Source organism: Staphylococcus parequorum (assembly GCF_039237145.1).
Taxonomy (GTDB): domain Bacteria; phylum Bacillota; class Bacilli; order Staphylococcales; family Staphylococcaceae; genus Staphylococcus; species Staphylococcus equorum_A.
In genome coordinates this window covers 208487-231526 of sequence record NZ_CP150682.1, presented here as the reverse complement: position 1 = coordinate 231526, position 23040 = coordinate 208487, and the positions used below count along the sequence as shown (strand labels likewise).

Sequence of the window (23040 nt, the reverse complement as noted above, 5' to 3'; positions counted from 1 at the left end):
ACAGAAATTACCCAGGAAATACTTACAAATATAAGTATTATATAGTCTTTATCAGTAATAAATTTGGGCACAGTAATAGTTACTATTTTCATTTTATATAATATCTTTGACGCTTTTAACTATTCTCCGAATTATTACGCTTTTTTGGAGCGACGATATCACTTAAGATACCGATAGCAGCAAAGCTTAATACGAATGCTAGTGACCAACCAGAAGAAATCCAGTCAGTCGACAGTAATAATATGCCGTAAACGATGGCGTATATAATTAGCCCTATATGTATGTAAAACCTTAATTTATTTTTATTCATATGTTAAAACCTCTCCACAATATGCTATGTAATTTAGTATCCCAGTAAATGACTGTTTAAAACACTTTATATTTAAATTAACACATATTATTTCAACTTTATACTTTATTTTGAATATATATCTAAAAAATAAAGTTTTAATGTGACGAAAAAGATTCTACCCACGAAAAATATGAACAAGTCGATATAAATATTATCGTTTTCATTTATAAACCGATACAATTATCTTAATTATGGTTAAAGGGGAATTTATAATGGATATTAAACTGGTTGTTGCGGACATGGATGGCACATTTTTAAATAATGATAGTCAATTTAATAGTGAATCGTTCCAATTATTAAAAGAGAATTGCGAGAAACACAATATTCGGTTTGTATTTTGTACGGGGAAACAGTGTGAGCGTGTCGAGAGTATTATTGGGGATTTAGCACAAAATACGTTTATCGTAGGAGATAGCGCAACAAGAATTAAATTTAACGGTGATTTTATTTATAATGCCACGATTGAAAATAAGAAAGCTAAAGAAATTATACAAGTGATCAAAGATATTGATCCAACGCAAACGGTACTTGCATGCACCGCATCAGGCGCGTATGTCTTACAAGACACACTAGAATCAGAGAAGAAATTGGTACATGGATCGTTCCAAAATGTAATTTATATTAATAATTATGACGAAATTGAAGAAGATATTTTAAAAATTTCTGTGCATGATGCAACAGGTAAGTGTAAAGAGACTGCTAATCAAATTAAACACTATGAGTCGGAGGTTTATATCATCGCATCTGATGAAGAATGGATTGATATTGCAGATTTGGGAGTTAACAAGGGAACGACAATTAACCGAATTCAAAGTTTACTGCAAATCAGCCCTTCAGAAACTATTGCATTTGGCGATGGATTAAATGATATTGATTTATTTAAAGCAGCGAAATATAAAGTGGCCATGGATAATGCTTACCCAGAGTTGAAAGCAGAGGCCAATTTAATAGCAATAAATAATAATGCTGATGGCGTAGTACAAACATTGAATTTATTATTAAATTTTAAATAATAAAAATATATAATAGTTTTTAACATTAAGTAGTTAATTCTGTGATATTATCTATCTAGTGCATATGTTTTTTTAAACATATGAATTATATAAGATGGAGGCATAGAACATCATGAGTACGAAGCAACAATCGGGCAACAAATTAATTTTAGCTATTGTATTAAGTGTATTAACGTATTGGCTGTTTGCTCAATCGTTTATAAATATATCTACCCCAGTGCAACAAACATATCAAACAACGTCTGGTATTATTAATTTGTCAGTGAGTATTACATCTTTCGCAACTGGTATCTTTATGGTAGGCGCAGGTGATGTGTCAGACAAAATAGGAAGACTCAAAATGACCTATTTGGGTATCATTTTAAGTATTATCGCCTCGTTATTAATCATTATTTCGGATATTACGGCACTACTTATTATAGGAAGAATCATTCAAGGTATATCAGCAGCCATACTCTTACCTGCAACAGTAGGTGTGCTGAAAGATCAATTTGAAGGCAAGGATTTACGTAAAGCGATTAGTTACTTAATGATCGGGACTGTTGGAGGCGTAGGTATTGCTTCATTGGTTGGTGGATTTATCGCTACATATATCAATTGGCAGTCTAACTTCATCTTGTCTATTATCATCGCTATCCTAGCATTTGTGCTATTACTTGGCACGAAAGAAGAAGCTAAGGAAGTTATCGATAATCGACCATTCGACTATATAGGTATGTTAATCTTTGCTGTTTTAATAGGAAGTATCACCTTATTTGCAACGCAAGGCTTTGAACAAGGCTGGACGAGTCCTTTTTCAATTATTTGTGGTAGTGTATTTATTATTTCTATAATTGTATTTTACTTTTTTGAACGTCGAAAGCGCGCCCCATTTATTGATTTTGCATTATTCCGTAACCGTGGGCTCGTTGGGTCTTCTTTGGTTAACTTTGTACTTAATACAGGTATAGGGGTAACAACAGTATTTAATATGTATGCTCAGACAGAATTGGGCTTAACGCCGTTTCAATCAGGTTTAGTGACAGTGCCGTATGTCATCATGGCAGTGTTAATGGTTCGCTTAGGGGAAAAAATATCACTGCGTCATGGCGGTAAACCAATGTTACTTGTAGGACCATTATTTCCTGCAATAGGCATTATTTTCGCCAGTTTAACCGTATTGCCATCTGACTGGTATATTGCATCTGTAACATTTGGTTTTGTTATTTTTGCTATTGGCAACGGTTTATGTGCGACACCTGGTTTAACTGTAGCTATTTTAACGATTCCAGATGAAAAAATTGGCCTAGCTTCAGGTCTGTATAAAATGACTTCTTCACTTGGTGGGGCGTTTGGCATTGCAATGAATACGACAATATTTGCTGCGGTACAAGTGACACATAGTGCAAGCGTGGCAGCGACTTGGTCTTTCATGGCTAGTATCATGTTAATGATTATTGGTGTGATTTTAGCGCAGATCATTATACCAAAAAATATAAAAGCTTAAACACTACGAGAAAAAGCCAGTTGCTGCTATGCAACTGGCTTTTGACATTGTATTTTATAATTGGTTACCTTCATTAGGAATAGGGTAATCCTTGAAAATTTTGGCTAAGTGCATTGTATTATAGGCGAGCATTTCAACGTGTTTTTTGGTAAATTCATTTACGTGCTCGATGTCTAAATAAGAAGGGCCTGGACCAGCTTCGCCAACCCAATAAGCGTCAACATTTGGAGGTACTGTTAAGCCAATATGAGATAGGGCGTATAGGATTGAGGCAGCTGCATTTTTTGCGCCATCTTCGTTACCAGTAACAATGGCACCACCCACTTTATTATAAAAAAAGGATTGACCACGCTCGTTGGTTAAACTTGTGCTACCATAAAGGCGTTCAATGGCAAGCGTTGCGATACTACTTTTTTCACCTAGCCATAAAGGCGTACCAATAATTAAAATATCTGCATTTTTAATTTTTTCTAAAATGAGAGGCCATTCGTCTCCGTTGCCCATATCATCAGAAATGCCATAAGAAATATTATAATCACTTAATCGAATCATCTCACTCGTTACATTTTCTTTATGATAGATGTCAGTGACTTCTTGCGCTAACCCTTCTGTATTGGATAGTTCATCACCATGTTTTAGAGATGCATTTAAAATAATTGCTTTCAAGGTCATAACTTAGCCTCCATTTTTATATTTTCGTCTTGAACATGAGCTAGAAGTAATAACACATTTTCTTGGAGTAGGACTAATTGTTATATAAAAATGGGTTATAAAATTTTTTAGAGCTTTGTTCAGCATCTTTTTCACAATAATACCAATTTTTACAGTCATAATTGGAATCTTTCATTCGTTTTTTAGCATCTTCAAGCGTTTCTGGTGGGGCAGCTAATAAATTATCTCCCTTTTTCCAATTAGCAGGTGTGTTATCTCCTGTTTCATCAGAAATCTTAATCGCTCTAGTAACACGTAAGAGTTCATCGATATTACGACCGGTAGTCATTGGATAGTAAATCATAGCACGGACCACAGCATCGTCATCGATAATAAATACTGCTCTTGAGCTTTCGGTATTATGCGATTCAGGCGCCAACATACCATAGGTTTCTGATATTACCTTGTTGGAATCTGAAATAAGTGGGAACTCAATTTGCACATCAAAAGACTCTTCGATACTGTTTAACCATGCCACATGTGACGCAAGACTATCTACACTTAAACCAACCAGTTTCACACCTAAATCTTGAAATTCCGAATATTGATTTTGTAACGCTACAAACTCCGAAGTACAAACTGGCGTAAAATCAGCTGGATGAGCAAATAAAAGCACCCAGTCATTTTTATAATCATCTAAAGTTATTTCCCCTTGTGTGGATTGACCTTTAAAAAATGGGGCTTTTTCTCCAATGCGTGGTAGACGTTGTGTTTCGGAATGTAAATCTGAATTAAGTGGCATGTACATCACCTACAGTAGAAGGGTGGTTGAAAAATTTCACTTGCATTTTATTTATATTCAAATTAAATAATGGCGTAGTTTGATTACCAACAATTTTGAATTCTGTCTTAAGATAAGAATTATTTTGAGCAAAAGAATATTTCACTATATATTTATCGCCATCTTTAAAATACTCGTATTTGTAAAAAGTAGTTACTAAACGTGTGAGTTTTTTTAAGTATTTATCTTTTATATAACGATTTACACCAAGGTGACCTGTTTTTATATATAGTTTTTTTCTTAAAAGAGATAAATCTTTAGGGCATAATAAACTACAAAATAACTCTGGGTCTTTTTTAATAATACTTTTTATAAAATCTTCTATACATTGTTCTATTTTCATAATTATCACACCTAAACTTTGAATTTTATATCTTAGCTTTGGAATTGAAAATTTAAAACTGTAATGGAAATTGTTAAAAAGGTTAAAAAAGGGCGTTTATACAAAATAATATATTAAGTCGTTTGTGTATTAGACATGAATTTAAAAAGTTATATTGAAGATTGAGAAAAATTACTGCTATGGTGTATATATTCCACAAAATTAATATATTAAACTTTTTACAATAATTATGTATTATATTTATTGTTTTGTGTAACAAATAAAAATATCTCCCCAATTCTATTTGAATTGAGGAGACATTCATAGTCGTATTAATTTTTTATTTTGTTTAAGGTTTTAAAATCACTTTAATATTATTATCTTTTTTCTGGTCGAATATTTCATAAGCTTCTGCCGCTTTATCTAATGGCATCGTATGTGTAAGAATGTCAGTTGGATCAAATGTACCTTCACGAATCATCTCATATAATTTCGGCATAAGGTGAATCACAGGTGCTTGACCGGTCTTAACTTGGACATTACGGTTAAAAATCAGATTTAGTGGGAAATCATCGGCTGGTGTTGCGTAGATACCTGTTAATTGAATTGTACCGAATTTACTTACAGCTTCTGCCGCAGTATCAATGGGACTGATTGTGCCGCGTTGTGCAGAATCTGGACTCAAGTCACGTTCAGATGCTTTGACTTGGCCATCCATGCCTACGCAATCGATCACAATATCCGCACCACCATGTGTAGTATCACGCAGTAATTTACCGATTTCTTTTTCTTTATCAAAATTATAGGTTTCGACTTGGTTATATTCCTTGGCATGTTGCAGTCTGTGCTCAATATTATCTACAGCGATGACACGTTTTGCACCTTTAAGTTTTGCGAATTTTTGTGCCATAAGGCCAATTGGACCACAACCTAAGATGACAACTGTATCACCTGATTTAACGCCAGAATGCTCTACACTCCAATATGCAGTAGGTGCGACATCAGATAAAAATAAAACATCTTCATCTTTCATATCATTGTCTGGAACAATAAAAGAAGAAAAGTCTGCGTAAGGGACTCTTAAATACTCAGCTTGGCCGCCCCAATGGTTACCATGCATACTGCCGAAACCAAACAAACCACCATTATCCATTTGCCAATTGGCTTGCTCTTGATTTGAATTATCACACTGCGATTCCATTTCGTGATTGCAATAGTAACAATCACCACAGCCTATATTAAAAGGAATCACTACACGATCACCTTTTTTGAGTTTTTTAACGTCTTTACCAACTTCTTCAACGATACCCATAGGTTCATGACCAATGACAAATCCTGGGTCCATCATTAAATCACCTTGATGATATAAGTGTAAATCAGAACCACAGATGCCGGATGCCGTTATTTTAATAATAGCGTCTGTTGAATCTTCAATCTTTGGGTCGCTGACTTGCTTAACTTCCATTTGTTTTTGACCTTGAAAAGTAACAGCTTTCATAAATAACGCCTCACAATTTTTATAGAATTTCTCGTGATCAAGTGGCATAAATATAATCTGTTTCTTTCAATATATTCCCGTCGCCTATATGACTAAACTTTATGGACTTGTAAATTGAAATATAGTTCCATATAAAAAGCTTAATAGTACGTGTTTATGACCCAGTGATATCAATGTAAGTTTATAGACTCAAGAGCATAGAAAAATGAGCGTTACTAACATTGAAATGAAATATTAGTGATTTGGTATTATTGGTACAAGTAGATGTGAATCATAGTCGCCACCTGTATAAATGTTGTGTGTACCTTGATTGACTGTTTCGGTATGTTCATAACGTGTTTTAAGGCCAGGTGTGCTATTCCCTTTAACGACTTCACTTGCTTTGATGACAACTTGAATACTTTCGCCTTTTTTGAACAATGTACCGGATGGCAATATTTCAATTTCTACTGACACAATTTCATCGCCATTAAGTTTACGTTCGCTTTCATGTGTATGCCAAGGTTGTAGTGGTGTAGATTTGGTATTATCTCGTTCACGATGAGAAACACGTAGCCAACCCGTTGCGACTTGACCATGTTCGATATGATTAAAGTCTGGGAAGTTAACTTCTTCGCCTTGACGATTCACTTTTTTAATCCTAGCAAATAGATCCATATCATCTGCGTTATCTGCAGATACCCATAATTTTAATTTCATATTACCTGTAAGTTCAGTATCTTCTTCAAATATTTTGCTGAATCTTACTTCGTCGTTGTCTGCTACTTCACTATTATATGAAATTTTTGCAACGTCTTTAACTTTTGACGTATTTAATGTCATATTATGTCCATCTAAATATAAAGGCGTTGCTTCTGTATTTGGAAGCGGGTAGTTGGATGCTGATTTGATTTGGCCTTGATAAAATTTATCTCTGACTTCATAAGATACAGTTGGTGTATCTTGCCAATCATTTTTAATACCTTTTAAATAGTAATCAAAGAAGTCTTTTTGTTGTTCAAGTGATTCACGTGCATAATATGTTTCCCATTCTTTACGTCCATGAATTTTAAGCCATTTGTCTTTGGAACTTGCTTGTTTAAATCCTTCGAATGTACCTCTGTTATGCAATCCTTGTGTAGACCAACTTGCACAAACAAACATAGGTACTTGAATCGCTGATAAATTGGCTTGCTTTCCTTTCCAATAATCATCAAACCATGGATGGTCTTGCTGTACAGTTTTTAAATCTTCAATATCTGTGTCTGGCCATCTTGCGATAATACCTTCATACCAAAATCTATAAAAACCAGTATCAGGCATACCACCATGGAACGCTATTTCACGATACATATCGTTTAAGCCCTCCCAAGGAATCATCGCTTTTAAATGTGTTGGATTTAATGAAGCGACCCACCATTGTGTAACAGCTAAATAAGAAACACCATTTGTACCTACATTGCCATTACTCCATGATTGTCGGCCAGCCCATTCGATTACTTCGGCATAGTCTTTTGCTTCTGCTAGACCCCAAGGATATAAAGCACCCTTAGATTTCGCACTGCCACGTAATGCAACTTTCACCACGACGTAATCATTTGGTACCCAGAAACCAGGGTCAGGGGACTCTTCCGGCGTTATACTTGAAGTTGGAATGGGACCTAGTGTTGGCCATAATGCACCCATGTTCGTAATTTTAGGTTTGTTATCTTTACCGTATGTGTCTGCGGACATTACTACAGGAAATTGACCTGATTTATTAGGACGGATGACATTAACATATAGCTCTGCACCGTCTGACATTGGAACGATGATATCTTTTTCCATAATCATTTCTTGATTACCATATTGGATGCTATCGACTACGATATGGTTTGTACCTTCTGTAATATCTTCCATAGGTGTAGCTGTTAATTTTGGATTACCTAACATTTGTTTAGTCATAAATCATCATATCCTTTCTTGTATAAGGTAATACTTGTTTTTGAATACACGCTTACCCTAAACTTAAAATAATCGATAAACAACAAGCAGGGATGTGCTTTGTGTACGAAACTCAACAGTCTTTGTAGGATTGTCTATTAAAGAGAAACAAATGGAGGTGTGATACGTAAATGACTCAAGATCGTAGAGTAAGAAAATCACAGCAAGCGATAAAATCATCATTTTTACAATTATTGAAAGAAGTACGTTTTGAAGCTATCACGGTGCAACAACTTGCAGATTTAGCAGATATTAACCGTGGCACATTTTATGCGTATTATGTAGATAAATATGATTTATTAGAAAGTATGGAAAATGAAAAAATAGATGCCCTTCAAACATTTATTGAAAATCAACACAAAAAGGGTGCAGAAGAGGCACCATCAAGTGTGGTTGAAAGTATTATGTCTTATCTCGTTGAGCACATAGATGACAATATAAATTTCTATCAAACGATGTTTGCGATTGGTAAAGCGTCTATGCTGCAAGAAAAAATATATAGACTTATTTATAATCATTTAAGTGCATATAAAGGGGAAGACAACAAAATTGGTAATATGCCATTTGATTATTTTATGAGTTATGTGTCAGGCGCAGGAATTTCAATATTAAAACATTGGGTTGAAGATGAGCACAGAATTACAAAAGAAGAATTTGTTCAGCATTTCTATAATATTGTGACTGTAGGAACTATTGGGATCGTAAAGCAGTCTATGTAAGGTGAACCGGCAGTGGTTAGTTGGAGCTATACGTGTGATTGAAGCGGGAAAAGATGGATATAAACGGCTATGCATGGAATGAACATGAAAAGCGTTTGAAGTGAGAATATAAAGTTAATATCCCGTCTCAGGATAAAATGAAAATAATAGATGTTATTGATAAAAGAATAGAGTTCGAAAAAGTCGAATTAAGAGGTAAGTAATTTTGCTTCTCGTGTTTATACGCAAGCGATTGCTACAGGGCAGGGGCATGGGATTATGTATTCTGACTAAGCTATCAAAGTTGTGAATTTAAAAATAATGATTTTATAGTAAACATTCTGATCATTTAATAAGTGCTAATATTACCTGCATATGTATCTTAAAAGTCATTGTATTTTAGAGATAGTTAAGTAAAAGGTTATTTACTTTTTATATATCATGTTTTTATGAAAAACAAAAACACATACAAAATATGTATGTGTTTTGATCGTGTGTATTAAATGGTTTTCTATTTAACTAATTTTAAAGATACATTAATTAACAGCCATATGAATTGTACAATAAATGGTATTACTAATAATCCAATAAGTAGCCAGAAAAATGAGTACACTTCTTTGTTATTAGCGTCGGATAATCCGTTGGACCAAGAATATAGTGACAATCCCAATATCACTAGAAGCCAAAATAAAGTTGCTACCGACCACAATATCCAAGAAAGTTTCATAATAATCCTCCATTTGCACTTATAAGTTCAATTATTGTTTTTCGTTGCTACTTACATCTTGTGTTTGATCGATATCATTTTTAAGCGCAGCTTCTTCATTTTCTAGATCATTATTCTTAGACATCTCATTTTGTTCAAAAGCATAAGTTTTCTTTTGATCTGAGACGTTCTCAAGCATCTTAGTTAAATTAAAACCAGTCATTTGGTTTAAACCTTCTTCAGCGTTAGCCATTTGAGCAATAATACCGTTTGATAAAGAATTAACACCATCACCGTTTCCCCCATCAAGAATACGGATATTCTCAACGTTAGATAATGGTTCAGCAATTGCTCTAGCAAACTCAGGCATTGTTTTAATCATCAATTCAGCTAACATAACGTCTTTATTTTTCGCAAGCGCATTTGCTCTTTCTCTTAAGCCATCTGCTTTTGCTTTTTCTTGTTCTCTAATAACTTCAGCTTCAGCTTTACCTTCCTTGATACGTGATTCGTAAGATGCTTCGGATTGTTTAATCATAATTGCTGCATCTGTTTCGGATTGTTGGCGGCGTACGTCATCTTTTTGACGTTGAATATGAACGTCATTCTCACGCTCCATTTGGATTAAGTGTAATTCGTTTTCTTTCTCAGTACGTTCAACATGCAATTGTTTTTCTTTAATTTCTAAAGCTCTAGATTCTTTCTCTAATTGACCAGAAGCTTCGGCTTGCGCTTGAGCTTTATTTGTTTCACTCAAGATTGATTGTTCTTTTAAATCTTTCTCTCTACGAGAATCAGCTACGTTCATTTGGCGAGAAATCTTTTCCTTCTCGGTTAATTCCGTATTTTCTGCTATTTTCATTTCAGTTTCTCGTGAAGCATCACTTTCAGCAATATCTGCCTTTTTCTTAATCTTAGCAATCTCAGGTTTACCTAAGTTTTCTAAGTAGCCTTCGTTGTCACTAATGTCAGATAGTCCTAATGAAGTAATACTAAAGCCCATATTGTTGAGTTGCCCTTGAGCAACCTCGGTTACTTTATTATTGAATGCTTCTCTGTCTGAGTTGATTTCTTCAACTGTCATTTTAGATAAGATAGCTCGTAAATTTGTATTCAAAACTTGCGATATTTCATCAGATACTTCATCTTTTGACTTGCCTAAGAATTGTTCAGCATATTTAACAATACCTTGTAATTGATCGGCAACTTTAACTGTAGCCACCGCCTCAGCTTCGATGCCAACACCAGCTTTAGTCCAAACAACAGGTGTTTTGATTTCTAACTGAAATGATTTTAGTGAAACTCGCGTTGATGATTGGAACATTTTCATTCTATAACCACCACCACGTACTACTCTCATGTGACGTCCTTCATCATCTTGATAAACATTGGACTCAGATTTTGGATCGCCGATGTTAGGTCCTGTAATGATTAAAGCTTCATTTGATGGAACTGTCTTAAATCTTGCTTTCATGTATAGGTACCAAATTAGACCTCCAAATACTACAAGTCCAATTATGGTAGCAATTGTAATTAATATAAATATATTCATATGGGTATTCTCCTAATTCTTTTTGAATTTAATAAACGTTACACATCTTTTAACGAATTTCGATATGATTTATCTTGTTTTTATTGATTTTGGAGTGACTTCGTTATTGTTAATGAACTACATTTTTGTTTTTTGAATAAATTAAATTTATGATTAACCATATGAGTTGCATTACGAAAGGTAGCAAGAAAAAAACAGCTAATATTGCTATGTTAATCCATTTAAGTTCAATTGTTTGAATAGCACCAGTAGCATCGACTTCTCTGAACCAAACCATAAATGATAGGATTAAAAACGCTGAAAATTCGAGTACGCTGACAATCCACCAAAAAATCCATGAAAATTTCATATTATCATCCTTTTATTATTAAATATTTCATTACATAACTAAGAAGCAAGCGCATCAAAATACATAAGGTTAGAATTAAATCAAACGTATAGTGAAAATTTAATAATTGGCTAGTTAGAATCAGTTTCTTTTTCAGTATTGAAAAACATATCGTAAATAAATGAAATAACGCCAAGTATAAAGCCAAGAACAATTAATCCATTTAAATTTTGACTATCGTATATATTAACCCAATCCAGATGACCTAACTTATTCCAATATTTATTAAGACTTAGATTAGGATTTATATAATTTAATAAAGTCGCTAATATAAAAGTGAACATAACAATGAAAATGAAATCTTTTATTGCGTCTAAAAATCTATGCTTCATACTTCATACCTCGTTTTTATACATATTTAGTATTTTTTATTCCATTTTTTTAGAACAGCTGACATCAAAGCACTTAGAAAAGTAATTAAAATTAATACACTCATGATAATTGAACTCGTACCACTGACAGTAAAGCCCATTTCGAAATTACCATTAGCGTCTGCATTTAAATAAAAATTCAAAATTACAATGATTATTGCTCCTATAAAAGCAATAATGCCCAGTAAATCAAAAGCTAATTTAGTATAAGGATATTGAATGTTTTTAGTTAACATATATATGTATTCCTTTCTTCTCATAAAATATCGTTTATTTATTGCTGTTTTTGTTTAAAAATACAACAAAATAACACATGCTTATAATCAGCCATGTGGCGATTATTGTGATACATAAAGTAATCATTTAAAGTGCCCCTTTATAAAACTACTTATTTTGATACTTTTCTACTTAATTGAGTTGTTGCCATATTTCAATGGAACTTTCTCTATAACGTAATTTCACCTCTTTATAAATCCGTTAGTAAAGTAATTGAAAACGGTCATTATAGCTGCAAATATAAATGACAATAATACTATTTTGATAATGGCGAAATCGCTTTTGAAAATCCATAAAACTATGCTTTCTAGTATAAAAAATATGGCTAGCATGAGTATAAAATATTTAAATAAATACATTAGAAGCTCTCTCCATCATATTCATTTTCTAACTTTCCTATTTAAAAACACGCGCTTAACATTATAAACGCGTGTTTAGTTAAATCACTTGTTACGAATTTTTGGGGTTAATCTTAAACGTTTTTCTTTTTGAAAACAAAAATAACGAGTACTAAGAAAATCACAATATAAACAATGTTACCGATAAAGAGTTCATGTAATTCCAATTTAGTGAAAGGTTTCATCATGTCGTTATCGATAATTTGAGAACTTAAATTCAACATATTAATCGGTAACCATTTTAGCCATTCCCATTGATCAATCAATGCGAATAATATGCCTGAAACAATAGAAATAGCGAAATAAAAGATGATGCCGATTGCGATAGAAACGCCAGGACTTTTGAAGATACAAGAGATGAGGAGCGTTAAGCTTAATAATAACCACATACCTACATAGTTACCTAAGCCTGTTAGCAACATTTCTTGTAAAAGTGAAAGATTATCACCCGTTTGTTTTAGGATATTTACATCAGAGAACATTGCTAAATTGATTATGACAGTAATAATCATGCTAAGCGCAAATATAATGACAGAGTAGATAAATAAAGCAATGAACTTACTGATAACAATGCTTGTTCTAGAATAATTTCTGTATAATAAGTTTTTAATTGTTCCATAATGAAATTCCATCGCTATAATCGTGCTGGCTTGTATAATCATGAGGAAAAAGATCCATGAGAAGGAACTAAAACCTTGTTTAAACAACGATTTTGAACCCATGATATCAGGATAACTTTTACTTAATATAGCTAAACCAATCATTAGTATAAAAATGAGAATAGGTATGATGATTGATGATTTTTTCTTGAACATTTTAAATAGTTCTTGTTTGACGAGTGTTACCATATTTACGCTTCCTCCTTGCGATCAATAATATTAAGGAGAACATTTTCAAGGTCACTTTCACCTGATTGATTTAATTCATCCATCGTCGTTTCTTTAATGATTTCTCCGTCATCGATGATCAGTATTGAATCTGTAACTTTAACGAGTTCACTTAATATGTGACTTGATATAAGGAAAGTAACGCCTTGTTCTCTTAAGCTGATGATTGCTTCTCTAACATTTTTTACAGCTTTTGGATCTAAACCATTCATAGGCTCATCTAAAATCACAAGTTGTGGATGATTTAAGAAGGCAAGTGCGATACCTAGTTTTTGTTTCATCCCTAAAGAATAAGTTTTGACTTTCGTATGTATAAATTTCTCCATTTTTAATTCTTTAATAATCAAGTTTATATTCTTATTGTCTGGGTCTTCGTCGATGAGTTTCATGTTGTCATAACCTGTTAAAAACGGATATAAACCAGGACTTTCAATCAATGCACCTATGTCATTATGGTTCGAACTTGGATGTTTTTTAAATTGACCTGATTGATAACTGGAAAGCCCCAAAATTACTTTCATGAGTGTGGTTTTACCTGCACCATTGCCCCCGACTAGGCCTATAATGTGGCCTTCTTCAAGTGAAAATGTGATGTCTTTCAAAACATGTTTTCGCTTGATTTTCTTATTAATATTCTCCATAGCTAAAAGTTCCAATATGTAACCTCCTAATTTTTCACACTAATTAATCTTAACAAAATTAATATTTCAATGAAATACTATTTTTATTGGAATAGTAAGATTTATATTTTAAAAATTGTTTAAAACAATTTTATATCCATCTTTTTTGGAAAGAAATGAAGTTGAAAAAACTATATACGGACAATGATTTACATGTTTATAAAAACAGTGATGAAAATAATTGTTATAAAAATAGTGAAGCATATATTAAAAGAGTATTTATAATGAGTAACAATTTACTTTACAATTTATTAATAAAATAATTTATAATTTAGATGATAAAGTATAAACTTAATATAAAATATGTTGGAGGTTTATTATGGGAATGTTTAAAAACTATTTAAATAAATTTAAATGGATTATTATTGCTTTGGTAGTTTCGATTATCATTATCATTTTTATAGCAACTTTGATAGTGAAAAATCATAAGGTGGATGTTGAAGATGACGTAAAGGTTGATTTTAGTGGTTACAATAAGTCTGGATCAGCCGAGATTACAGACGATTCTTACGAAAAAGTAATCAATCAACTCACTGTACGTGCGTTAAAACAAGCTAACTTCAAAAATAAAGAAGTCATTGAGATGATTGAGGACAACAATGGAGAAGAGATTGAAGAAGAAGACTTAAATTATGAAGAGCAACAACAAGCAAGACAAGCAGCACAGATTATGGATAACGTAGATTTTGATATACATAATGAAAATGATTTGAAAAATGGAGATAAAGTAAAAGTAAAATTAAATATTGAAAAGGGTATTTCAAAGGAATATAAGTTGAAAGCTAAAGAGTTCACAAAAGAATTTAAAGTGAAAGGGTTAAAAGAACCTAAAAATTTAAAGGCTAAAGACTTATTTGAAGGTTTAAAGCCCACTTTTACAGGAATAAATGGATCAGGATCCTTAAATTTAATCAGCAAGGATGCGCCTAAAGCAATGAAAGACTTACCGCTTTCTAATTATGAATTTACGGTGACAAATAATGGTGATTTAAATAATGGTGATGAGCTAGAGCTTAAAATCCCTCAAAGTTTAGTTGATGATATAAATAAGAGTGGATCAAATACATTTAGTGGGTCTAAATCTTATAAAGTGAAAGTGAAAGATTTAAAGGACATTAGCAAATTAGATAACATTACTGAAACATTAGAAAGAAATAATAAGTTAATTAAGAAAGCGTATGATAGCGATAAATATACTAAGTACACTACTGAGAACTTAAATAATTACTACAAAGTACAGTATGGCACATCAGAATATAGTGGATTTACTAATGAAGACGAAGAAAAACAAAGTGAAAAGGTGTCACCTGTTTCAGAAATAGAACCTACAAACATAATACTTGTTACAGCTATTAAGGTTACAAAAACAGGTAAATATTCAGAACCAAACGTTAAATACAGTTATGAAGGTTATGAAAATTATAAATTAGAAGACAATAGACTTGTTAAAGACGACACTACAGAAGAAATATCTATGCCAAGTTCTGAAGAAAAATTAGATGAATTAAATAATGAACTTGATTCTGATGATTTTAAAAAATTTCAATAAATAATATTAAAAGTTAAAAACCATTAAAAAAAGATAATTTTAAATATCAAAAAAGAATAGAGGTTAGTGGTTTTAAAAAAATTGATGTTAACACGAAAGTTTTTGAATAAAGTATATATTTAAAAACGCAATAAATTGTAAGTATGGAAGGATGTATATGCTAAATTTAACAGATTCATCGTATTATAAACGAGCTTTTAATTTTTTTATATTTGCCACAGTCATATTAGTTATCACTATCGTTTTAGCTTATTTCTTTAGCCCATCTATTGAAACGATTAAACAAGCGGGGGAAAAATCTCCAGATAGAGTCTCAGGAACTGAAGGTTTAGAAAAGGTTTGGGGATTTATAGTCAGTAACGCTTTTTCTGTTACGTATAAAGCAGTTATTTTATCCATTATTCCTATTCCTTATTTGTATAGCATCCATATACTCGCTACTTCTATAATACCTGGTTTGATGTTAGGATTTATAGTGAATTTTGATACATATAAAGGGTTTATAGGAATTATTTCGTATATCCCGCATTATACACTTGAAGTTGGTGGTCACTGTTTAGTTCTTTCAGGACTTTATATGATAAATAAATGCATTAGAAGAAAAATCACAAATATATTTAGAAAAGAAAAGAAAATTGATATATCTTTCAGAAATGTAGTGCTGAACTTTTGTAAGATCTTTGTATGTATAGCGTTACCTGTATTTATTATTGCAGCATTTACTGAGACTTATGTTGCTGACTTTTTATTTAAATTAATGACATAGTATGAATAAGTAAAAAACGTTAGTATTAATGATTACTAACGATAATAATGAAGTTAAATATAAATTACTTGTAGAATTGCAACCAAACCATTGGAGTAATGCATATAGTTATATAGAATTTTTTGAGTAACTTTATATTTAGAATAGGCTTACAAGAAAGGAGGTCTACATGGTTTTCTTATACATAGTTGCTTCAGGCGTAGTACTATATCTTTCTTTAAGGTACGCAATAAGAGACGCTATCATTGAATGTGAAGCTAGCAAAGATAAGTTAATATATTTACAAAAAAGTGAAGATATATTTGAAGAAATAAGGTTAATCTATTCGAATTTTTCTAAAAAGGAAGATAAAGAATTTATAAAGGAAGCAAAGAAAATATACGAGGAGTCGTTTGATATTTTAAACTCAGATATGAATTCTGAAGAAAAGTATAATGCTCTGCGTTGTAAAAAACAACAAATGCTATCGATAAACAAGGGTAAGTGAAAATTTAATGGCTTATAGAAATTGATGGTAAAAAGGAGGGGTACTATGGGTGTGTTTTTCATGATACTTGGAGGATTAATTTTAGCTAGCATTGGATTTAGTATAATGTATAAATTTTATAAAAAATAGATGGCAATAAGAGACACCAACCCCCTCGCTACCGCAAATAGTGAGGGGGTTGGTGTATATATATACAAAATGAATTAATAGACTAAGAACCACTAGATTAAATTTAAATGTTTTTAAAAGTAAAGTTCCTAGCCCTACGAGACATGTGACATTTTAACTATTTGGATATCATCTCATTTAATTGTTTACGGGTACTTATTCCTACTGATCCTAAAACAAAGCAACTTATTTGTAAGTAAGGCTCCTTTACATTAAGAGAATACTTGAGCTACAGAACCACAAATGATAACTACTATAATAATGACTAACCACCATTTTTCAGATAAAAATGCCCACACATTCATCACGTTTGGCTTTTCTTCAACCTTTTTTACTGTTTCGCCTATTATCAATGTGTCCAATGAAATTTTGAATAACCCAGATAATTTTAATAGCATATTTATATCTGGTTCAACTGTGTCCTTTTCCCACTTTGAGACAGTCTGTCTTGTAGTATGTAAATGTTGAGATAAATCTTCTTGAGTCATTCCTAGCAATACTCTGTGTTTTTTTATTTGTTCTCCTAATATCATATTTTTGCACCCTTTCTTTTAATAATTGTATTAGAAATGCTATTAACAAAATAGAACCAAAATAGATCATATATGTATTTTCAGATAACATTATGTTATCTGAAGTAATTTATAGCATTCATTAATGTAACATTTATGAATACGCTAATACCAATACCTTCAACAACAATTGTTACACGTCCAATTGTTGTTGGAGGTATTGGTAACTCTTCTTTTACTTAACGTAATTAAGTGCTATAGACAGTGGCAATGTATAGTTTATCCATCTATTTTTAGAGTTTTTAGAAGATATATTTGCAATTTAATATAAAAGAGAACAAAAATCAATTTGCTTTTGAAATTGTTTTTTGACAATATTAATTTATGTTTTTAACATAGCTTTTAGGAGGAATTAAATTGTTTATACAAAAAGATAAAGAATACGAAAAATATGAAAAATCATCTAGAATCGTTATGGTAACATCTATGTTTCTTTTGTTTATTACTCTAATATTAAAAATTATATTTGAATGGTCTTTTTTGGAATATATCGCCAATATTTTAAAATGTGGATTTATACTTAGCTTGTTTATTGATGCTGTACCAGACTTTTTAGAAAAGAATATTAAACGTATTATTTGGGATTTGATATTTATTTTGATTATGATTGTTTTATTTTTTGATTTTATTTAATACATTATGGGTTGTTGATAGAACTTTTAGAATAATTAATATTTTAATATTATATATATATCATTATTTTTAAAAAACTTATGATAAATATGTTATAGTATTTTTGAAAAAGAGGTGTAGTATTGAAAATTTTAACTAAAATTTTGGATGGGTTAGCTTATGTTTGTGTCGCTTTGCTATTTTTAAAATATGCTGTTATTTCGGCTAATATGGTGTTTGATTGGAATTTGAAATGGTATTTTCTAGAGGATATTCCATATATGGCTCTTATATTGTTTATTTTGATGTTTGTTTTTGCGGTTCCTTCAGAAATGATAAAGGATAAGGAAAAAGGTGAAACCAACATTACTTAGTTATTTATTTGAATGAACGTTCAGATATAGTTATTTTGTTCAAGTCATTTTATGTTCTTTATACCCTGTTTTATAAGTAGTTTCGTCTAGTATTTTACAATTAATGTATATAAGTATAAAAAGTATTTAGATATATTTGACGTATTAAATGATAATGAAATAAATACTAATGCTTTTAAATAAAGATTAAGGGAGTGTTGTAACTATGATACTTGAAGGCGCTATGTTGCAAGTTAAAAAAGGTTTGGAAAACGATTTTGAACAGTCTTTTAAAGAAGCTTCAAAAATTATTCGTTCAATGGACGGTTATATAAGTCATACTTTGAATAAATGCTTCGAAGAAACAGGAAAATATTTATTATTAGTTAAGTGGGAGACATTAGAAGATCATACGATTGGTTTTCGGAAATCTCCTGAATATGAGAATTGGAAAGATTTATTGCATAACTATTATGATCCCTTTCCAATTGTTGAACATTTTCAAACGATAGACATTTAATTCATCGTTATTAAGTTTTAAGTAAATAAGTTGGAAGTAAGGAATCAAAAGTAGATGTTGAACAAAAACTATTTGAAGAAGCAAAATTATATAGATTAAACTGTTTTGTACAAAATGCAATAGGATAGGTATTCACGCTAACATATATAACAACGTGAATGATTTTATAGTAAACATTATTATTTAGTTTAGGAAAGGAACTAAAGCTTTTGATGAACTGGTAAGAGGCATCAATTCTTTATCTAGGAGGTTAATATCAAAAATAAATGTATATGAGTTTGTACTCACCAGGTTCAAGATTTAAGCCACTTTTATAGTAAGATAATAATTACTAAATTAATGCATTTCAACTAATCGAAAGCCAATATGTTTGCAGATTCTCAGGTGGTATAATAGTGGTGTCGCCTATCTCTCAGGCGTCAAGTTGACGTAGAGAGGAGGTGTATAAAGTGACGCTTATTTTCGTTCACATCCTAGCGCCAATCATCAGTGGCTGTGCCATAGCGTATTTTACTTATTGGCTAAGTAAGCGCAATAAAAAATAGGTGACATTAAGCCACACCAACAAAAATCCCCTCACTATTGCGAGTAGTGAGGGGATTGGTGTATAAGTGAATACTTATTTTCGTTACATATATTTTACCATGATAGGATAGGGAATGTAAAATAAACTAAGAACCACTAGATAAAAATTTAAATGTTTGAAAAAGTAAAGTTTCTATCCCAACGATACATGTGACAATTTTAACTATTTGGACATCATCTCATTTAATCGTTTATGGACACTTATTCCTCGTAAATGAAGTCTAATTCTTGATGCAAATAAACGTGTCTCTCATCATCTAAAACTCATGTTTTTGTTGCTTGTGATACATTTTGATTATAAGACAAGTTTATAGACTTAAATATCCAAGAAAATCTCTTACTATTAAGTTAAGAGGATTTGTGTAAATAACGAACGTTTTAAGTTTTGGGAGTGATAGAATTTATTATGTATAATTAATTCAGTAAAAAGTATATACTATCAATAAATTCTGAACAATGTAGGAGTAGATTAAAGTTGGAAAACACAAATAAGAAGACACTTCTAGAAGAACTAAATGAAGATGATTTAAACGATTATTATTATTGGAAATATTTAGATCCATTACAAAAAGCTAAGGAATGGAACGGTCCATATATCGAAGAAGAGTATTTTACATTTACTGAATTCGAAAAGAAATATAGAGAAAGTAAATATCTTTATAAAAATACATTATCAACTTTAGCAATAAAATATGAAAATGATTTTTTAGGTGTTGTCACATCATATTGGAAAGATAAGAAATCCAGATGGTTAGAATGTGGTATTGTTATATATAAAAATAATAAATGGGAAAAGGGATTAGGTTCTCAAGTATTCAAAGAATGGATTAATTATCTATTTAAAGAAACTGATGCTAATAGAATAGGTATTTCAACATGGTCTGGCAATATTAGAATGATGAAAGTAGCAAATAAAACTGGAATGATAGAAGAGGCACGTATACGTAAAGGGCGCGTAGTTGAAGGTGAATTCTATGATGCCATACAGATGGGGATTTTAAGAGAAGAGTGGCAAATTTTTTAATATTCTTCTCTCTAAAATAAATAACACTCTAAGTATATGTAATAAAAGAGACTTCCTTTCAAAAGGAAGTCTCAGAGTGTCGACAAAGTGTCGACAAAGTCTCCGACTTTGTTGGCACTTTTTTTTGTGCACGCTTTCCGCGGGCACAGCCTCAGCCTGTATTCTTCGGCTAGTGCTTTTCCCGCAGGAGTCGGCACAAATTACTGCCTTAATCGTTTCAAAATCTAATATCGTCTTAATAACGATCGTTTAACAAACTACGTATTTTCAAACAAAGTTTGCTTACTTTCATTCTTTTGACTATGATTACTTTGAATTTTTTTCTCTAACTGATCAGCTTCTTCTCTCGCTAATTTTGAATAATACTTATTCGAAAAGAACATTTGAACGATTAAAAATGCAGCATTAATGGTCCAATACAATCCCAAGGCGGAAGCTGATGTGATTGATATATACATGATAAATATTGGAGAAATGATTGCCATCATATAACCCATAGAACATTGCTCTTTTGGCATATTTTCAAGATTTATTAATGGTTGGATGATGTATAGGATGCCAGCGATTATAGTAATCCAAATATCAGGCTGTGTTAAATTAAATCAAAGAAAATCGGCATGTTCGGTTAAACCACCACTTGAGGGCCATTTTAGTGAAACATATAGCCCAAATAAGACGGGCATTTGTATAAGTAAAGGTAGGCATCCAAGCATAGTTTTCATAGGATTCATGCCATAAGCTTTATATTTTTCCATCATTTCTTGATTGGCAGCCATTTTGTCTTCTTGAGTGTTGGCATTTTTAATTTTTTCTTGTATTTTAGTCATTTCTGGTTTAACTATATCCATTTTTTTGCGCATGAAATGCTCATTTTTAGATTGTGCTAACATAAATGGCAACATGATGAGTCTAACAATCAATACGATTGCAATAATTGCTAAACCATAGTTATTATCAAATATTGAAATCTAACCAATGTAAAAGGTTATCCATGGGTACTGCAAATGTATTATAGAAAAACCCATCTTTATTTTCTGATTTTGAATAATCACAACCGGATAAAGTAATTAATGACGTTAATAGTAATAGCATTATCTTTTTCTTTTGTATCAATTAGATTCATCCTTTTTGTTATAAATTCTAAGCAAATCTTTCTTTATATATTTAAAATTTTCTAAAGTATTAAAGTTCTCGTTTTCCGAAACTCGTGAATACATAACACTCAAAGTATTTTCGTAATTAGCTGGTAATCGTTCTCCTAGGGGTAGTGTATCTAACCATTCATCAATTTCATTAAAGAAATCATCTTTTTGATATACAAAATCACTGACTAAATAATCAAAGCATTTGCAGTAATTTTTTAAATAATCAATAGCACAACTATCAGACTTCTCGACGTAATATAAGGCAAATTGATAATAACAATTAATACTTAGATGTGGGTATAAGTAATCCACGTTAAAAGCTTTATTTAAATGGTAAAGCTTTGATTCTAATGATTCTATCGAAACAGAATGTAAGTCACGTGAAAGCATCAAAGCAAAATCATGCATGAAAATCATTAAAGATTGATACATATCCGTTTGGATTACATTTTTAGCTTTTGAAATATTATCTTTTTGTAAATAAGCCATCGCTAATGTCGCATTTTCTCCGATTTTCAAATCAAAATCTGGTGTGTTTTCTATAACAGAAGAGTAATCACCTTCAAACATATATAGCAATGTTTTGTATCCTTGTGCATGTTTTTTCAAATGAATTGAGTCTGAATTATCCTCTGTAGTCTTAATAAGTTCATGTGTTAGTGAGGCTGTTTCCTTTAGTTGTAATTCGTTTTCGCAATATAAAATATTGTTTAATAAAATACCTAATAACGAATTTAGAAATTTAAATTCGTTACAATGCGTAATATAATATTCTCTCACAGTAGCTAAATATTCAGGATAACTTGTGTAATTAATCATTTTAGATAGTGATATAGATATTTTTTTAATTTCTTCATCAGTCATTGTAGTACTATAATTGAGTAAATCATCAACTGAAATATTAAATACTTTTGCTAATTTAGGGAGCATTGTAATATCAGGATAAAGGGATCTATTTTCCCATTTTGAAATGGTCGTTTTCGTCGTATTAAGATATTCAGCTAATGCTTCCTGCGTCATTCCGCGTCTCAATCGTTCTTTTTTAATTGTCTTTGCTATTTGGATCATTCATAACACCTCTTGTATTTAATGATACTAGAAAAACCATAGAGGGTATATTTCCCATATGACAACTTACATAAACAAAGTTTCCTAATAAGAAACAACAATTAAAGGAA

The 23040-nt window shown here is 31.4% G+C and carries 26 protein-coding genes and 1 pseudogene; 11 read left to right on the top strand and 16 right to left on the bottom strand.

Annotation, left to right across the window (positions count from 1 at the left end; all coding sequences use genetic code 11):
* Positions 1-115 precede the first annotated feature (115 nt).
* A complete protein-coding gene (locus tag AAA453_RS01105; protein WP_427705673.1) occupies positions 116-310 on the bottom strand; it encodes a hypothetical protein in 195 nt (64 codons plus the stop codon).
* Positions 311-564: 254 nt separating this feature from the next.
* Between AAA453_RS01105 and AAA453_RS01100 the strand changes: the two genes are divergently transcribed.
* Positions 565-1365: a Cof-type HAD-IIB family hydrolase gene (locus tag AAA453_RS01100; RefSeq protein WP_069817378.1), complete on the top strand. Its 801-nt coding sequence runs from the start codon at positions 565-567 to the stop codon at positions 1363-1365.
* A 109-nt stretch (positions 1366-1474) separates the two neighbouring features.
* On the top strand, positions 1475-2851 hold the full coding sequence (locus tag AAA453_RS01095; protein WP_370736930.1) for an MFS transporter: 1377 nt from the start codon (positions 1475-1477) through the stop codon (positions 2849-2851).
* A 54-nt stretch (positions 2852-2905) separates the two neighbouring features.
* On the opposite strand, the gene AAA453_RS01090 is transcribed toward AAA453_RS01095, so the two are convergent.
* The 5 genes from AAA453_RS01090 to AAA453_RS01070 form a co-directional block, all read right to left on the bottom strand.
* Entirely contained in the window at positions 2906-3523 is a 618-nt protein-coding gene (locus tag AAA453_RS01090) for a flavodoxin family protein (RefSeq protein ID WP_427705671.1), read from the bottom strand.
* Positions 3524-3596: 73 nt separating this feature from the next.
* A complete protein-coding gene (locus AAA453_RS01085) occupies positions 3597-4304 on the bottom strand; it encodes a peroxiredoxin (RefSeq protein ID WP_069817382.1) in 708 nt (235 codons plus the stop codon).
* Positions 4294-4686: a hypothetical protein gene (locus AAA453_RS01080; protein ID WP_069817384.1), complete on the bottom strand. Its 393-nt coding sequence runs from the start codon at positions 4684-4686 to the stop codon at positions 4294-4296. The genes AAA453_RS01085 and AAA453_RS01080 overlap by 11 nt, the downstream gene beginning before the upstream one ends.
* Before the next feature lie 328 nt (positions 4687-5014).
* Complete coding sequence (locus AAA453_RS01075) at positions 5015-6163, bottom strand: alcohol dehydrogenase catalytic domain-containing protein (RefSeq protein ID WP_069832307.1); 1149 nt, start codon at positions 6161-6163, stop codon at positions 5015-5017.
* Between the two features lie 234 nt (positions 6164-6397).
* The gene (locus tag AAA453_RS01070; RefSeq protein ID WP_427705669.1) at positions 6398-8086 is read right to left on the bottom strand and encodes a CocE/NonD family hydrolase; all 1689 of its coding nucleotides are present in this window, start codon (positions 8084-8086) and stop codon (positions 6398-6400) included.
* A gap of 170 nt (positions 8087-8256) precedes the next feature.
* Here AAA453_RS01070 and AAA453_RS01065 point away from each other — a divergent pair, with 170 nt between their 5' ends.
* Complete coding sequence (locus AAA453_RS01065; RefSeq protein ID WP_427705667.1) at positions 8257-8844, top strand: TetR/AcrR family transcriptional regulator; 588 nt, start codon at positions 8257-8259, stop codon at positions 8842-8844.
* A 490-nt stretch (positions 8845-9334) separates the two neighbouring features.
* Here the strand turns inward: AAA453_RS01065 and AAA453_RS01060 are convergent, their stop codons facing one another.
* The 7 genes from AAA453_RS01060 to AAA453_RS01030 form a co-directional block, all read right to left on the bottom strand.
* Positions 9335-9550, bottom strand: a complete 216-nt coding sequence (locus AAA453_RS01060; protein ID WP_069817392.1) for a hypothetical protein — start codon at positions 9548-9550, stop codon at positions 9335-9337.
* A gap of 31 nt (positions 9551-9581) precedes the next feature.
* Complete coding sequence (locus AAA453_RS01055) at positions 9582-11081, bottom strand: flotillin family protein (RefSeq protein WP_427705665.1); 1500 nt, start codon at positions 11079-11081, stop codon at positions 9582-9584.
* Positions 11082-11190: 109 nt separating this feature from the next.
* Positions 11191-11430, bottom strand: coding sequence for a DUF3923 family protein (locus tag AAA453_RS01050; protein WP_069817396.1), 240 nt, complete (start codon positions 11428-11430; stop codon positions 11191-11193).
* A 110-nt stretch (positions 11431-11540) separates the two neighbouring features.
* Positions 11541-11801 (bottom strand): hypothetical protein, encoded by a 261-nt coding sequence (locus AAA453_RS01045; RefSeq protein WP_069817398.1) that lies wholly within the window; start codon positions 11799-11801, stop codon positions 11541-11543.
* Between the two features lie 26 nt (positions 11802-11827).
* Positions 11828-12076: a hypothetical protein gene (locus AAA453_RS01040; protein WP_069817400.1), complete on the bottom strand. Its 249-nt coding sequence runs from the start codon at positions 12074-12076 to the stop codon at positions 11828-11830.
* A 512-nt stretch (positions 12077-12588) separates the two neighbouring features.
* Positions 12589-13362: an ABC transporter permease gene (locus AAA453_RS01035; RefSeq protein ID WP_427705663.1), complete on the bottom strand. Its 774-nt coding sequence runs from the start codon at positions 13360-13362 to the stop codon at positions 12589-12591.
* Positions 13363-13364: 2 nt separating this feature from the next.
* Positions 13365-14057, bottom strand: a complete 693-nt coding sequence (locus AAA453_RS01030) for an ABC transporter ATP-binding protein (protein ID WP_427705661.1) — start codon at positions 14055-14057, stop codon at positions 13365-13367.
* Positions 14058-14400: 343 nt separating this feature from the next.
* Between AAA453_RS01030 and AAA453_RS01025 the strand changes: the two genes are divergently transcribed.
* The 3 genes from AAA453_RS01025 (at position 14401) to AAA453_RS01015 (ending at position 16883) form a co-directional block, all read left to right on the top strand.
* Positions 14401-15630, top strand: a complete 1230-nt coding sequence (locus tag AAA453_RS01025; protein WP_427705658.1) for a hypothetical protein — start codon at positions 14401-14403, stop codon at positions 15628-15630.
* Positions 15631-15787: 157 nt separating this feature from the next.
* Positions 15788-16396: a stage II sporulation protein M gene (locus AAA453_RS01020; RefSeq protein WP_427705655.1), complete on the top strand. Its 609-nt coding sequence runs from the start codon at positions 15788-15790 to the stop codon at positions 16394-16396.
* A 169-nt stretch (positions 16397-16565) separates the two neighbouring features.
* Positions 16566-16883: a hypothetical protein gene (locus tag AAA453_RS01015; RefSeq protein ID WP_427705653.1), complete on the top strand. Its 318-nt coding sequence runs from the start codon at positions 16566-16568 to the stop codon at positions 16881-16883.
* Positions 16884-17263: 380 nt separating this feature from the next.
* On the opposite strand, the gene AAA453_RS01010 is transcribed toward AAA453_RS01015, so the two are convergent.
* Positions 17264-17584, bottom strand: coding sequence for a helix-turn-helix domain-containing protein (locus tag AAA453_RS01010; protein WP_427705651.1), 321 nt, complete (start codon positions 17582-17584; stop codon positions 17264-17266).
* A 396-nt stretch (positions 17585-17980) separates the two neighbouring features.
* Between AAA453_RS01010 and AAA453_RS01005 the strand changes: the two genes are divergently transcribed.
* The 5 genes from AAA453_RS01005 (at position 17981) to AAA453_RS00985 (ending at position 20717) form a co-directional block, all read left to right on the top strand.
* Positions 17981-18256 carry a hypothetical protein gene (locus AAA453_RS01005; RefSeq protein ID WP_427705648.1) on the top strand — a complete coding sequence of 92 codons (276 nt, stop codon included), beginning with the start codon at positions 17981-17983 and terminating at the stop codon, positions 18254-18256.
* Positions 18257-18378: 122 nt separating this feature from the next.
* Positions 18379-18609 (top strand): epilancin biosynthesis-related protein ElxI1, encoded by a 231-nt coding sequence (gene elxI1, locus AAA453_RS01000; RefSeq protein ID WP_277579949.1) that lies wholly within the window; start codon positions 18379-18381, stop codon positions 18607-18609.
* Between the two features lie 205 nt (positions 18610-18814).
* Positions 18815-19108, top strand: coding sequence for an antibiotic biosynthesis monooxygenase family protein (locus AAA453_RS00995; protein ID WP_277579948.1), 294 nt, complete (start codon positions 18815-18817; stop codon positions 19106-19108).
* Positions 19109-19557: 449 nt separating this feature from the next.
* On the top strand, positions 19558-19653 hold the full coding sequence (locus AAA453_RS00990) for a type I toxin-antitoxin system Fst family toxin (protein WP_277579947.1): 96 nt from the start codon (positions 19558-19560) through the stop codon (positions 19651-19653).
* A 515-nt stretch (positions 19654-20168) separates the two neighbouring features.
* Positions 20169-20717, top strand: coding sequence for a GNAT family N-acetyltransferase (locus AAA453_RS00985; protein WP_427705645.1), 549 nt, complete (start codon positions 20169-20171; stop codon positions 20715-20717).
* A gap of 257 nt (positions 20718-20974) precedes the next feature.
* On the opposite strand, the pseudogene yidC reads toward AAA453_RS00985, so the two are convergent.
* A pseudogene (yidC, locus tag AAA453_RS00980) lies at positions 20975-21827 on the bottom strand (membrane protein insertase YidC).
* The gene (locus AAA453_RS00975) at positions 21827-22930 is read right to left on the bottom strand and encodes a helix-turn-helix domain-containing protein (RefSeq protein WP_069814975.1); all 1104 of its coding nucleotides are present in this window, start codon (positions 22928-22930) and stop codon (positions 21827-21829) included. The pseudogene yidC and the gene AAA453_RS00975 overlap by 1 nt, the downstream one beginning before the upstream one ends.
* Between the last annotated feature and the right edge of the window lie 110 nt (positions 22931-23040).

Coding starts and splice junctions, on each gene's coding strand:
- AAA453_RS01050 (WP_069817396.1), bottom strand. CDS start 11,430: ATGAAATTTTCATGGATTTTTTGGTGGATTGTCAGCGTACTCGAATTT.
- AAA453_RS01010 (WP_427705651.1), bottom strand. CDS start 17,584: ATGATATTAGGAGAACAAATAAAAAAACACAGAGTATTGCTAGGAATG.
- AAA453_RS01025 (WP_427705658.1), top strand. CDS start 14,401: ATGGGAATGTTTAAAAACTATTTAAATAAATTTAAATGGATTATTATT.
- AAA453_RS01060 (WP_069817392.1), bottom strand. CDS start 9,550: ATGAAACTTTCTTGGATATTGTGGTCGGTAGCAACTTTATTTTGGCTT.
- AAA453_RS01035 (WP_427705663.1), bottom strand. CDS start 13,362: ATGGTAACACTCGTCAAACAAGAACTATTTAAAATGTTCAAGAAAAAA.
- AAA453_RS01100 (WP_069817378.1), top strand. CDS start 565: ATGGATATTAAACTGGTTGTTGCGGACATGGATGGCACATTTTTAAAT.
- AAA453_RS01015 (WP_427705653.1), top strand. CDS start 16,566: ATGGTTTTCTTATACATAGTTGCTTCAGGCGTAGTACTATATCTTTCT.
- AAA453_RS01075 (WP_069832307.1), bottom strand. CDS start 6,163: ATGAAAGCTGTTACTTTTCAAGGTCAAAAACAAATGGAAGTTAAGCAA.
- AAA453_RS01090 (WP_427705671.1), bottom strand. CDS start 3,523: ATGACCTTGAAAGCAATTATTTTAAATGCATCTCTAAAACATGGTGAT.
- AAA453_RS01065 (WP_427705667.1), top strand. CDS start 8,257: ATGACTCAAGATCGTAGAGTAAGAAAATCACAGCAAGCGATAAAATCA.
- AAA453_RS01040 (WP_069817400.1), bottom strand. CDS start 12,076: ATGTTAACTAAAAACATTCAATATCCTTATACTAAATTAGCTTTTGAT.
- AAA453_RS01045 (WP_069817398.1), bottom strand. CDS start 11,801: ATGAAGCATAGATTTTTAGACGCAATAAAAGATTTCATTTTCATTGTT.
- AAA453_RS01070 (WP_427705669.1), bottom strand. CDS start 8,086: ATGACTAAACAAATGTTAGGTAATCCAAAATTAACAGCTACACCTATG.
- AAA453_RS00995 (WP_277579948.1), top strand. CDS start 18,815: ATGATACTTGAAGGCGCTATGTTGCAAGTTAAAAAAGGTTTGGAAAAC.
- AAA453_RS01085 (WP_069817382.1), bottom strand. CDS start 4,304: ATGCCACTTAATTCAGATTTACATTCCGAAACACAACGTCTACCACGC.
- AAA453_RS00975 (WP_069814975.1), bottom strand. CDS start 22,930: ATGATCCAAATAGCAAAGACAATTAAAAAAGAACGATTGAGACGCGGA.
- AAA453_RS01105 (WP_427705673.1), bottom strand. CDS start 310: ATGAATAAAAATAAATTAAGGTTTTACATACATATAGGGCTAATTATA.
- AAA453_RS01055 (WP_427705665.1), bottom strand. CDS start 11,081: ATGAATATATTTATATTAATTACAATTGCTACCATAATTGGACTTGTA.
- AAA453_RS01020 (WP_427705655.1), top strand. CDS start 15,788: ATGCTAAATTTAACAGATTCATCGTATTATAAACGAGCTTTTAATTTT.
- AAA453_RS01080 (WP_069817384.1), bottom strand. CDS start 4,686: ATGAAAATAGAACAATGTATAGAAGATTTTATAAAAAGTATTATTAAA.